The organism is Chryseobacterium sp. WX (assembly GCF_029542485.1).
In the GTDB taxonomy this organism is placed as follows: domain Bacteria; phylum Bacteroidota; class Bacteroidia; order Flavobacteriales; family Weeksellaceae; genus Chryseobacterium; species Chryseobacterium cucumeris.
This window is the reverse complement of record NZ_CP120710.1, coordinates 4372905-4386226: the sequence shown is the minus strand read 5'-3', so window position 1 is coordinate 4386226 and position 13322 is coordinate 4372905. Positions and strand designations below refer to the sequence as shown.

Here is a 13322-nt window from a genome sequence, read left to right as displayed (position 1 = left end):
TTATTGATAAGACTTATTTGTTATCAGCTTATTTTTCACTTCTTTCCATCCTTTTTTACGTTGTTCAGAAAGCTTTTCCAGAATGTCTTTATTTTCGGGATAAACTGCTATATTGAAATTCTCCTTCGGATCTGAGGTAAGATTATAAAGTTCCCGTGCCACAAGTTCCACCGGTTTTTGGGTTACTTTATCCCAATAGTACCATTCTATCAGATGATAGCTTTTGGTCACCATTGAATATCCCATGTAATTTTTTTTATTAAGATCTATTCCTTCTCCGGCAGGGCGTAAGAACTGACTGAATACTGCTCCTTTCCATTCGACACTATTTTCATTCAGAAGCTTTTTAAAACTTATGCCTTGCAGATAAGCAGGTGTTTCTATTCCTGCGAGATCACAGAGGGTAGGATAAAGATCTACCATCTCTACCAGTTCATTGTTTTTACTTCCCGGATTTTTCATTCCAGGTGCATATACAATAAGAGGAACACGGGTATCATTTAAATAATTAGTCTGCTTGCCCCAGGCGTTATGCTCACCCAGTTTCCAGCCATGGTCGCCCCATAATACAATAATGGTATTGTCCATTAGTTTTTGTTTTTCCAGCTCATCTACAAGCCGCCCAATACAGGCATCAACATAGCTTACAGAAGCATAATACCCATGTTTGAGCATTCTGGCTTCCTTTTCAGGCATCCGGAAGTAGGCAGGATGTTTTACGTATTCCAGATCATAGCAAGCAGTCATCTCTCTTTGGTTATACATAGCCATACTTGGTGCGTTGAACGGAATAAAATTGTTATCCGCCATAGGTATTTGCATAGGATCATAAAGATCCCAGTACTTTTTGGGAGCTACAAAAGGTAAATGCGGCCTGAAATACCCCAATGCAAGGAAGAAGGGTTTCTTTTTATTTTTAATACGGTTGATGGTCTGAATAGCAAGTGATGTCTGAGCTCCGTCATACAGCGAATCATCAGGACAGTCTGCAACTTCTACAGAACGTCCGTATGCCCAGCCATTCCCATATCTTTTAGGATCTTTGGCTAATCTTTCCAATCTTTTGGCAGCAAGCTCAGCTTTAAGTTCACCACTGAAATAAAAAGATTCCGGATCTCTGTCTATCATATTTTTAACGGCATATCCTTCAGGACGGAGATCCGGTTCACGAAAAGAGATAGAATCAGGCATATGATTATGAAAAATCTTTCCGATAGATACTGTATGATAATTGAATTTTTCAAATTGCTGGGGAATCGTTACCACATCAGGATGTATTTTACGAAATTCTTCTCCCAGCACCCATACCTTAGTGGAATCCGGCCGTAAACCCGTTAAGGCACTGGCTCTGGAAGGGGCACAAACTGCTACCTGACAATATGCATTTGTAAAAGTTGTACCTCTTCTTGCCAGCTTATCTATATTGGGTGTTTTAATGGTTGAATTACCGTAAACTCCCAGTTCCGGCCTCAGGTCATCAACGACAATAAAAATTACATTGGGCTTAGACTTTTTTTGTGATTGTCCTGCAATTATATTAAATGATAAAATCAATAGAAGAATATAAACTGATTTTAAAGTTGAAACTCTGAACATATCAATTAGTTTTAAAAACCAGCCTTGTAAGAATGTGAGTTGCACCGTAATAGTAAAGAAAAAATCCCCAAGGCTGTTATTGATTAAATATTGAAAAAAGAAAAACTTTAAACATCCACAAAACATTAAGAATTCTTTTTCATCATTTGTGTTTTGAATCGAAATAAGATAATGAGTTATGAATGTGATGCGAATTTGCAACAAAAAACTACAAACTCTAGCAAAGTGAACTACAGCATATATACATCAATAACACAAAACTCACATTTACAAGTATTTAAAACAAAATAAACAACATCAAAATACAGGAAAAATTGCATAAAAAAACAAAACCAGCTAATTTTCTCATTACTTCTTTTGCCTATTTATTGTTCGAAACAGATAAAATATAGGATATGAGATAAAAAAAATCCAGAAAGTTTTTCTTTCTGGATTTTATGAATTACTTATTTTTCTTTTTCGATGGTACTTTCATACCTTTTTCCCGCGCTTCAGAAATACCAATGGCTACGGCTTGCTTTCTGCTTGTTACTTTCTTTCCGGAAGAAGACTTTAATTTTCCTTCCTTGAATTCGTGCATTACCTTTCCTACTTTGTCCTGAGCTTTTTCTGAATATTTAGTCTTGCTCATGATCAGATTTTTTTTAAGATTTTGGCAGGGATACCCCTAATTCATAGACACACGCATGTTTCAAATATTTTGAACGCTCTCTCGATGTTACCGATTCAAAATGATCATTTTTGATCACAATAATCGGGTCTTCCGCATTTTCAATCTCAAAATTGGCTAAATACCTTTCATCCGGTGGAGACTGTTGCAGTTTTGCTTTTATTTTCTGCAGTTCATCTGCATATTTTCTAAATCCCGGATCTGAGGAATGGATAAATTTATACTCATCGCCTGCATACACATAGTAATGAATTTTTTTCTCTATCAACCCCGCCTCATCAGTAATTTCGGGATTATCATTTCCGTCTCTAAAAACGACTTCCACCAATGTTCCTCCTTTTTTATGGGCACATTCTTCAGCGTCTTTAAAACTGGAAAAACCTGTATAAACAATCTGATCGTTCAATACATAACGGTTCAGTTTCTGGTTGTATGCATTCGTTTCCATAATTATTATTTCATTTGATTTATACTTGTTATATATTCAATTTTTTTGCCAAATTGCCTTTTTAAAGAAATTTCATTAATGAATATTTTCAATTACTTCAGATTCGAAACTAAAAAACATTTTCCTGAAAGAGTAAGAAAAAATGACATCAGGTCGCGATTTTTATTTTATATGGTTATGTAAGTAAGAATTATTAAATTTGGAATCATTAAAATTGAAAATGAAAAAACTCCTTTTAACTCTTACTGTTGCTGCTGTATTTCAAAATGTCTCAGCACAGGAAATTACTTTAGATAAAATATATTCAGGATATTACCGTGGAAAAGGGATTGCAGGAATCTCTTCTATGAAAAACGGAGAAAACTATCTTGTAATTGAACCTTCGGGAATTGCAAAATATTCTTACAAAACTTCACAGAAGGAAGGAAATCTTGTGGATGGAAGGTTTGAAAGCTATATTTTTTCTGATGATGAATCTAAAATCCTTTTACAGACAGGAAGCCAGCCTATTTACAGACATTCTTTTCTGGGGAAATTTGATGTAAAAGATTTAAAATCCGGGAAAGTAATCAGCCTTAATGAAGGAAAACCGGTTCAGGAGCCTACATTTTCACCGGATGCTACAAAAGTGGCCTTTATTGCTGACAATAATCTTTTCTATCAAGATCTTAGCTCCGGAAAAATCACACAGATTACTACGGATGGTAAAAAGAACTCTGTCCTGAATGGTTTGGCAGACTGGGTATATGAAGAAGAATTCGGGCATGCAAGACAATATGAGTGGACAAAAAATTCTGATGCTATCGTATTTGTGAAGTCTGATGAAAGCCAGGTTCCGGAAATCTATATTCCCATTTATGGAAAAAACCTTTATCCGGCTGAAATGCGTTATAAATATCCAAAAGCAGGTGAGAAAAACTCTGTAGTTTCAGCACAGCTATACCGTCTTGATAACGGAAAAACAATGCAGCTGAACTTAGGTTCTTTCAAAAACTATTATATTCCGAATGTATTCCAGACTGCAAAACCGGACGAAATTGTTTTAATTACGTCTGAAAGGATACAAAACGCTTCGGATATCTTAAAGGTAAATACCAAAACAGGAGCAGTTCAGAAGTTATTTACTGAAACGGATGATAAATGGATTGATACAGACAGTCCTACTCTTGAATTCCTTGAAGATGATTCCTTCCTTTGGGCTTCTGAGAGAGACGGAAACCGTCACCTGTACTGGTATGACAAAGATGGTAAGTTGAAAAAACAGATCACAAAAGGAAACTGGGAGGTAACTGATTATTATGGTTTTAATCCAAAATCTAAAGAAATTTACGTTCAGACAACTGAAAAAGGAAGCATTAATAAGGTGATTTCCAAAGTAAATATTGACAACGGAAAGACTCAGCTGATCTCTAATGCAGAAGGAAACAACTCTGCAAACTTCAGTAAAAACTATAATTATTTCATTGAAACATCTTCTACAGCATCTAAACCTTATACCTATGTTTTAAAAGACGGTAACGGAAAAGCGGTAAAAGAACTTCAAAACAACAATGACCAGTTACAGAAACTAAAAGCTGATAATTTTGTTGAAAAAGAATTCATTACGATTCCAAACGCTGTAGGTGATCAGATGAATGCCTGGATCATGAAGCCTAAAAACTTTGATCCGAACAAAAAATATCCTTTATTTATGTTCCAGTATTCCGGACCTGGATCTCAGCAGGTTGCCAACTCATGGGACAACGGAAACGCCATGTGGTTCAATCACCTTGTACAAAAAGGATATATTGTTGCTTGTGTAGACGGCCGTGGAACAGGCTATAAAGGAGCAAAATATAAGAAAGTAACCTATATGAATTTAGGAAAATATGAGATTGAAGATCAGATCACAGCAGCCAAGTGGTTCGGAAGCCAATCTTATATTGATAAAAGCAGAATCGGAATGTTCGGATGGAGCTTCGGTGGTTATATGACAAGTTTGGCAATGACTAAAGGAGCTGATGTCTTCAAAGTGGGAATTGCTGTAGCACCGGTAACCAACTGGAGATATTACGACTCTGTATACACAGAAAGATTTATGAGAACACCTCAGGAAAACCCGGATGGATATGATAAAAATTCTCCTACGGAATATGCTAATCTGCTGAAGGGGAAATTTTTGTTGATCCACGGAACGGCTGATGACAACGTTCATTTCCAGAATTCTATGGAGTTCTCTGAAGCTTTGATTCAAAACAAAAAACAGTTTGATTTCATGGCTTATCCTGATAAAAACCACGGAATCTATGGAGGGCAGACGAGACCACAATTGTATCAGAAGATGACAGATTTTATCCTTAATAATTTATAATAAATCAAGTAATGAAATAGAAATGCACTCAATTGAGTGCATTTCTATTTTGAAGTAGTTTTTAAAACATTTAAAACCTGTTTAATTATAATTGACTTTATGATTGAGTTCTATAGGATTATTGTTTTCTTTTATTTGTTTTTGAATACTTTCTGTCATCTGTTTTAAATTCATTTCTACCGGATTTCCTTTTTCATCAGTTACTTTATATTTTATATTTCTCGCCTTGATTTCTGCAAACGGATCTGAATAATAATCTTGTTGTATCTTTTCATAGGTTTCCCAGCTTATTTCCTTTCCCTTTCTCAAATAAAATGTTTTATTTTTATCAACATTTATAGTCTTTATCAAACTAAAATCATAATCATTTTTATCATCGGAAATCTTTATGATTAATCCTGGCAATCCATTAAATATATAAGGTCCTTCCAGTAAGGGTATGCTTTGACTAAACCATGCTATCCAGTTTCTTTCACCATACTTTACTATAGCTTTCTGACATTCCATACCTCCAATTTTCATTCTTTCAGGCAGAATCTCCCAATTCAGCTTATCATTTATGGAAATGTTATACAAATCATGCATTGATAGAGTTGTTATGCTTTTGATGATACTCTTATTTATTAGGTTCTTGATAATATAAAGCTGATTAAACGAGGTTTTTGGTCCGCCTTCCCAATATCCATTTTTCAACATTAATGAATCAGCATATCTTTCTTTTTCTGACCGGAAAGCAGACTGTCCTCCAATTACATCAAGATAATAATTCCCAGTTTCAAAAATTTCTTTATCTGGATTAGGCTTATGCTTACTTTCATAAACAAACGTAACAAGTTGCGCTGATAAAATATTTGAAAGAAAAAGCATAATAAAAAATAGTCTTTTCATAGTAAATATTAAGATCTTATTCAACAAACTCAATGAAAATATTAAAACACTGAAATAATATGAGATGCATTACTACATCTCATATAAAATACTTTTTAAGTTTACATACAAGCGTTATGCGTTAGCGAGTCAACTACTTGTCCGTTTTGGACTGTATAATGAAAACCACACTCCAGACCCCATTGTGCACAGATGTCACCTGCTCCCGGCTGACAAAAATCTTTTACGCCTCCTTGGACACTTTTTAATTTTTCTCTCGAAATTTTTTTTAATTTTTTCATAATAAATGTTTTTTTAATTACGTGTCACTATTGACATAGGCGAAAATAGAAAACAAATATCACTCACAAAGGAAATACATATGCATATTTTATGTTTATTCATTGTATTTTAATTTGTGAAATATGTACAAGTTTTTAAATAAAGAAAACCTGTCTGCACATTCATTTTTCTTATTTATTTCATTAATCATTTACGTAGCTATTATTTATTTTATCAATTAAAATTAAAAAGCTATTTTTGGGAAATTTGAAAATTGATTATATGAAGACTAAACATCCTAAAGGGCTACCCTATCTCTTCTTTACAGAAATGTGGGAGCGTTTCGGGTATTACCTGATTCTTGGAATCTTTGTTCTATATGTTATTGAGCCTACGGGCATGAAAGGCGGACTTGGACTTCCGGATAAAACTGCTGATGACATTTTCGGAACTTATATTGCCTTAACTTATCTGACTCCCTTTATTGGAGGATTCCTGGCAGACAGAGTGTTAGGGTATATTAAATCTATTTATCTTGGAGGTTTTTTAATGGCTGCAGGATATATAGGTATGGGAGTTTTTAAAGACTTACCCCTGTTTTATGCCTCTCTGGCTTTAATTATTATCGGAAACGGTTTCTTTAAACCTACTATTTCAACATTATTAGGAAACCTTTATTCAGAAGAACCTTATAAAGCGAATAAAGACTCCGGGTATAATATTTTCTATATGGGAATCAATATCGGGGCATTTATCTGTAATATTATTGCCGCTTTCATGCGTAATAAATTCGGTTGGGGTGAAGCTTTCATCACTGCAGGTGTAGGAATGCTTATCGGAATGGTTATTTTTACCATCGGAAGAAAGCATTACATTCATGCTGCACAGATGAAACCTGTACAGGAAGGTGATACAAAACTTTCAGAGATTCTGATCAAAGTATTTGTTCCTGCTATCGTTGCCGGAGCAATAGGTTGGTTTATTCCTGATAATATTTTCGGAAGTGACAGTACAGATGCCTTTATTTTTGCATGTGTACCGGTTATTTATTTCTATGCATCACTTTACTTTAAAGCTAAACCTGATGAAAAAGCCTCTATCGGAGCATTACTTTCTGTATTCCTGATCAGTATGTTCTTCTGGGCGGTTTTCAAACAAAACGGTACAGCATTGACAAGATGGGCTAATTATTACACGGACAGAAGTGTTCCTGCTTCTCTTGAAAAGCCATTGGAGGGAATTTATATGGTGGAAGGGAAAAACTATGAAGATAAAGAAGTTCCGGTTTATGACAATCAGTTCCGTTCTCAAAAAGATGATAATGGGGAGACTAAAAAGGAAATGGGGAAAGATGTTTATTTTAAGAACATATCCCCTGAACAACGTGCAGCACTTGAGAAAAACCCTGAAAACAAAGTATATTTATACAATACAGAATTATTCCAATCTATTAATCCATTCTGGGTTATTGCTTTAACCCCGGTTATTGTAGGATTCTGGGCATTATTAAGAAGAAAAGGAAAAGAACCTTTAACTCCTACCAAGATTGTTTTAGGATTATTTATTTCCGGACTTTCTTGTCTTGTAATGGTTCTAGCAGTGATGGCCGGAGACAACGGATCAGTAAAAGTATCTCCGTTATGGCTTGTTGCCAGCTACGGAGTCATTACCATCGGGGAACTATGTTTGTCTCCAATGGGACTTTCCTTTGTTTCCAAACTTTCTCCTGCAAGGATTACAGCATTGATGATGGGAGGGTTTTTCCTGGCCAACTCTGTGGGAAATAAGCTTTCCGGAATCCTGGCAAGTACATGGTATAACTATGAAAACAAGACGAATTATTTCCTTGTAAACTTCGCTTTGTTAATATTTGCTACACTTTTAGGTCTTTCTATGTTAAAAAGGCTAAATAGAATTATGACAGAAAAAGGGCATTAAAATCCTTAATATTATAAAGAAAAGTAAGCTGCGGAAGAGTCCCGCAGCTTTTTTATTTAAAAATAAAATTAAAACCTTGCCAAAAACCCAAAATAAACTATATTTGTCAGTCTTAACAAAAATTAACAATAGAAATGGATAATATTGAAGCATTGAGTCCGAAACCGGATGAATTTGTAGAGAATAAGAATTCCAGGCATCCTAAAGGATTATGGGTTCTTTTCGGAACAGAAATGTGGGAGCGTTTCAACTTTTATGGAATGAGAGCTCTTTTGACGCTCTTCATGGTAAATTCCTTATTAATAAAAGAAGCTGATGCAGCGATCATCTATGGTGGATTTCTAGCTTTATGTTATTTAACACCTCTTTTGGGAGGATTTATTGCTGATAAATATATCGGAAACAGATATGCGATCATCATTGGTGGATCGTTAATGGCTATTGGCCAGTTCTTATTATTCATCAGTGCCTCAACTTTTTCAGCGGATATTGGTAGTGCCAAACTTATCATGTGGCTGGCATTATTCGTGATCATTTTTGGTAACGGATTCTTCAAACCGAATATTTCTTCAATGGTGGGAAGCCTTTATCCAAAACAGGAAAAGTCTAAACTGGATTCTGCCTTCACTATTTTCTACATGGGGATCAACATCGGGGCTTTCCTTGGTCAGTTCATCTGTCCATACGTAGGAGACGTAAAAGATGCAGCAACAGGAGTAAGAGATATCTTCGCTTTCAAATGGGGATTCCTGGCAGCTTCTATCGCAATGGTTATCGGAACGGTAACATTCTTTATTCTTAAAAACAAATATGTAGTAACCCCGGAAGGAAGACCTATCGGAGGATTACCAAAAAATAATACAAGTGCTGACTTTGAAGAAGGAGAAACGCAGACTGCTAAATTCTCTGGCCAGGCTTTAGGAATCACTGGTGGAATATTTGTAGTTTTATTCTTCCTTTTCAGATATCTTCTTGTAGGTGAGTTTGGATTCAATTCTGTAGAAATGGGGCAATTGATTAAAGGAATCATTTATCCATTCATTTATTCAGCTGGTATTTCTCTTGCCTTCTTAATTATGTCTTCTGCTGAAAATAAGGTTGAAAGACAGAGAATCTGGGTAATCTATATCGTATCATTCTTTATTATTTTCTTCTGGGCAGCATTCGAGCAGGCTGGATCTTCATTAACATTTATTGCAGATAACCAAACAGACAGAAATATTTTAGGATGGAATATGCCGCCTTCAATGGTTCAGATCTTCAACGGAATCTTCGTTGTTATTCTGGCAGTTCCTTTCAGTTTAATCTGGGATAAATTAAGAGCTAAAGGAAAAGAACCGGTATCTCCGTTCAAACAGGCAATGGGATTAGCTTTGATTGCTCTTTCTTATTTCATCATTGCACACAATGTAAAAGATCTTGGAAACTCAGGTTTATTGGCCATCAAATGGTTAATGTTACTATACTTCATCCAGACATGTGGTGAGCTTTGTCTTTCTCCAATCGGTTTATCATTGGTTGGTAAACTGGCTCCGAAAAGATTTGCTTCATTACTATATGGTGTTTTCTTTATTTCTAACGCTGCTGGTTATGCATTAGCCGGTTCATTGGGAGCACTTATCCCTGCAACAGGTGATAAATTCAAGAAAGCTGAAGAAATGGGTATTAATCTGCAGGATGTTTTAGATAAAAAAGTAACCCTGACAGCGGATCAGGTAGTTGCTTTTGATAAAGCTCAGTTACCATTACACAACCCTACTTTTGTAGGATTCGAAATCCATAACTTATTTGAATTCTTCATGGTATTCGTAGTACTTTGTGGGATTGCTTCTGTAATTTTAGGATTAATTTCACCTATCTTAAAGAAAATGATGCATGGTGTAAACTAATGTATCAACAAAATATCATAAAACCTCTGCCAAGTCAGAGGTTTTTTTTATTTTCGTATGATGGAAATTTCCGAAGATTCTTTATTCCAATCCGTAAAGGAAATCATTAGACAATCGCGCGAAAAAGTGTTTCGTATAGCGAATTCTACTCTACTGCTCACTTACTGGCAGATTGGAAAATTGATTGTTGAAGATGAACAACAGGGAAAAGAACGGGCAGAATACGGAAAATATACGCTGAAAAAACTTTCTCAGAAACTTACCTTAGAATTTGGAAAAGGATTTGATGAAAGTAACTTAAGAAACATGCGCTCTTTTTATCATGCATTTCCAATATGTGACGCATTGCGTCACGAATTGAGCTGGACCCATTACAGATTACTGATAAGGCTTGACAATGCTGATAAAATGAATTACTATCTCAATGAATCCGTTCAAAATAACTGGAATTACAGAGATCTTAAAAGACAAATCAATTCGCTTGCTTACGAAAGGGTTTTGGAACATAAAAAATCTTCTCCGGAAACTATTCACAGTGTTTTAAAAGATCCTTATATTTTTGAGTTTCTTGGATTAAAAGCTGATGAACAATTTTCTGAAAAAGAAATTGAAACAGCCATTATTGACCATATTCAAAAGTTTTTGCTTGAATTTGGGAAAGGATTCGCTTTTGTAGCCAGACAACAACATATTTCAACAGATACATCGGATTTTTATATCGACCTTGTCTTCTATAATTACATCTTAAAATGCTTTGTCATCATTGACTTGAAAACCGGAGAACTCTCTCATCAGGATATTGGACAGATTGATATGTATGTAAGAATGTATGATGATCTGAAACGCAGTGAAGGAGATAATCCGACCATCGGAATTTTATTATGTTCAGAAAAAGATGAGACCATTGTAAAATACTCCGTTTTGAATGATAAAAATAATTTATTTGCCAGCAAATACCTGCTGTACCTCCCAAAAGAAGAAGAATTAAAACAAATTATTGACCAGGACAGAATCCGTTTTGAACTGGATCAGAAAGATAAAAACCCTTAATTAGAACTTAATCATATATCATTATGAGCTTAACTTTAGATGAAATACAAAATTTCAAAGGAAAGTATCCCAGACAAATCTGGAGCCTGTTTTTCTCTGAAATGTGGGAACGTTTCTGTTTCTACGGAATGCGTGGAATGCTGGTTTTCTTTATGATCTCACAGCTTAATTTCCATGAAAAAGAAGCCAACCTTCAATATGGTGCCACCCAGGCTTTTGTTTATGCCTTTACCTTTGTGGGAGGTCTTTTTGCTGATAAAATTTTAGGATTCCGAAAATCCTTGTTCTGGGGCGGTTTGCTGATGATCGTAGGAAGTTTAATTCTTGCTACCGATCCCCACAAATTCTTTTTCTTAGGAATAGCATTCACCGTGGTAGGAACAGGTTTCTTCAAACCAAATATTTCATCTATGGTGGGACAACTTTACAAGCCTAATGATTCAAGAGCAGATGCAGGTTTCTCACTTTTCTACGCAGGAATTAACCTTGGAGCATTGCTAGGCGGTTATTTATGTATTGCCATTGGTAAAGGAGAATTCTTAAGCAACATTATTGCAGAAGAAATGAGGTGGCATATTGCTTTTGGTCTTGCTTCAATAGTAATGGTAGTAAGCTTGATCAATTTTGTATTTACACAAAGAACATTAGGGACTATCGGTTTACAGCCGGGACATCCTTTAGCAGAGGTAAAAACAGCTCCAATTCCAAAATGGAAAGAATACGGAGTATATGTTTTGTCATTGGTTTTTGTACCCATCATCATGACCATGGTAGCCAAGACAGAGTATACAGATTATTTTATGTGGACCATCGGGCCTTTAACTTTAATCTATCTGTTCTATGAAATGTCTAAAGTAACAGCTTCTGAACGCAAAAAACTTTGGGCAGCTTTGGTTTTCATTATATTCTCCATTATCTTCTGGGGAATCTATGAGCAAAGCGGAGGTTCTTTAAGTATTTTCGCAGCTAAAAATTTGAATAAAGATCTTTTTGGATTAGACCCAAATGGAGTGAATAACTCAGGAGGAGCTTTCTTCATTATTTTCCTTGCCCCATTGATCGGACTTCTATGGATCTGGCTGAACAAAAGAAAAATTGAACCCAACACGATTATCAAATTCGGATTAGGATTTATTTTCTTAGGATTAGGATATTATGTTTTATTTGCAACGCGCCTCTTCGCAGACCTTCAGGGAATCACTTCACTGAACTTCTTCACACTGGCATTGCTTATCATTACCCTTGGGGAATTATGCCTTTCTCCTATCGGTTTATCCATCATGACCAAGCTTTCTACCAAGAATCTTCAGGGAATGATGATGGGAATGTGGTTTCTTGCATCAGCGTATGGGCAGTATGTTGCAGGAATTATTGGGGCCAGTCTTGCCACAGCCAAAGAAGGTTCTACCAACTATGATGAATTGATCACTTATACCGATGGATATAAACAATTAGGATTATATGCGGTAATTGCCGGAGTGGTATTAATTTTGATATCTCCGTACGTGAAAAAATTAATGCAAGATGTAAAATAAAAAATAAGTAATTATGCTTATTTTTATCCAAATATCACAATATGAAGAAAATTTTAAGCATAACACTCTTATTTTTATTAAATTTTAGTTTTGCCCAAGTAAAGTGGATGACCATTGAAGAAGCTTTAAAAGCCCAAAAGGAAAGTCCCAAAAAAATATTAATTGATTTCTACGCAGACTGGTGTGGTCCGTGTAAAATCATGGATAAAAAAACATACGGCCACCCTGTACTGGCTCAGATATTAAATGAGAATTATTATCCTGTAAAGTTTAATGCAGAAGAAAAAAAGAGCATTGAAATCTTTGGAAGAACCTTTTCAAATCCTAATTTTGAACATAAAAAGGGAAAAAATTCTCTTCATGAGTTTACCCAGTATATGAATGTAGGGGCTGTTCCAAGTACGGTATTTCTGGACGAGCATGGCGATCCCATCACCATTCTTCAGGGAGAATTGTCTGCCAAAGAACTGGAACCTTATCTGGAACTGATCTCCAAAGATTTGTTTAAAAAGATTAAAACCAGAGAACAATGGGAGGATTACCAGAAAAAATTCAAATCTAAAATAAAAGATTAATTCAGAACTTTGAAACAGGATTTTGTGTTTCAATGCTAAAAATTCACTATAGAGGCTTCCAATTTTTTGGAAGTCTTTTTTATTTTACCGAAATTCGAACCTTTATTTTTTATCATCCGAAA

The 13322-nt window shown here is 35.2% G+C and carries 11 protein-coding genes; 6 read left to right on the top strand and 5 right to left on the bottom strand.

Annotated elements, in window-relative coordinates; genetic code table 11:
- The 3 genes from PZ898_RS19980 to PZ898_RS19970 all read right to left on the bottom strand — a co-directional run bounded on the left by PZ898_RS19980 (position 1) and on the right by PZ898_RS19970 (position 2714).
- Positions 1-1596, bottom strand: coding sequence for a sulfatase (locus PZ898_RS19980; protein ID WP_277694044.1), 1596 nt, complete (start codon positions 1594-1596; stop codon positions 1-3).
- 442 nt (positions 1597-2038) lie between these two features.
- On the bottom strand, positions 2039-2227 hold the full coding sequence (locus PZ898_RS19975) for a DUF6496 domain-containing protein (RefSeq protein WP_062675486.1): 189 nt from the start codon (positions 2225-2227) through the stop codon (positions 2039-2041).
- Positions 2228-2240: 13 nt separating this feature from the next.
- Positions 2241-2714, bottom strand: a complete 474-nt coding sequence (locus PZ898_RS19970) for a hypothetical protein (RefSeq protein WP_062675487.1) — start codon at positions 2712-2714, stop codon at positions 2241-2243.
- 220 nt (positions 2715-2934) lie between these two features.
- Here PZ898_RS19970 and PZ898_RS19965 point away from each other — a divergent pair, with 220 nt between their 5' ends.
- Positions 2935-5064, top strand: coding sequence for a S9 family peptidase (locus tag PZ898_RS19965; RefSeq protein ID WP_277694043.1), 2130 nt, complete (start codon positions 2935-2937; stop codon positions 5062-5064).
- 81 nt (positions 5065-5145) lie between these two features.
- Here PZ898_RS19965 and PZ898_RS19960 read toward each other — a convergent pair whose 3' ends face one another.
- Positions 5146-5952 (bottom strand): GLPGLI family protein, encoded by an 807-nt coding sequence (locus PZ898_RS19960; RefSeq protein WP_062675489.1) that lies wholly within the window; start codon positions 5950-5952, stop codon positions 5146-5148.
- Positions 5953-6053: 101 nt separating this feature from the next.
- A complete protein-coding gene (locus PZ898_RS19955; RefSeq protein ID WP_062675490.1) occupies positions 6054-6233 on the bottom strand; it encodes a hypothetical protein in 180 nt (59 codons plus the stop codon).
- A gap of 262 nt (positions 6234-6495) precedes the next feature.
- Here PZ898_RS19955 and PZ898_RS19950 point away from each other — a divergent pair, with 262 nt between their 5' ends.
- The 5 genes from PZ898_RS19950 (at position 6496) to PZ898_RS19930 (ending at position 13200) form a co-directional block, all read left to right on the top strand.
- Positions 6496-8151 (top strand): peptide MFS transporter, encoded by a 1656-nt coding sequence (locus tag PZ898_RS19950; protein ID WP_277694042.1) that lies wholly within the window; start codon positions 6496-6498, stop codon positions 8149-8151.
- A 134-nt stretch (positions 8152-8285) separates the two neighbouring features.
- Complete coding sequence (locus PZ898_RS19945) at positions 8286-10040, top strand: peptide MFS transporter (protein ID WP_277694041.1); 1755 nt, start codon at positions 8286-8288, stop codon at positions 10038-10040.
- Between the two features lie 126 nt (positions 10041-10166).
- On the top strand, positions 10167-11090 hold the full coding sequence (locus tag PZ898_RS19940; protein ID WP_347176646.1) for a PDDEXK nuclease domain-containing protein: 924 nt from the start codon (positions 10167-10169) through the stop codon (positions 11088-11090).
- A gap of 23 nt (positions 11091-11113) precedes the next feature.
- Complete coding sequence (locus tag PZ898_RS19935; RefSeq protein ID WP_062675494.1) at positions 11114-12625, top strand: peptide MFS transporter; 1512 nt, start codon at positions 11114-11116, stop codon at positions 12623-12625.
- 41 nt (positions 12626-12666) lie between these two features.
- Positions 12667-13200 (top strand): thioredoxin family protein, encoded by a 534-nt coding sequence (locus PZ898_RS19930; protein ID WP_277694040.1) that lies wholly within the window; start codon positions 12667-12669, stop codon positions 13198-13200.
- The last annotated feature ends 122 nt before the right edge of the window (positions 13201-13322 follow it).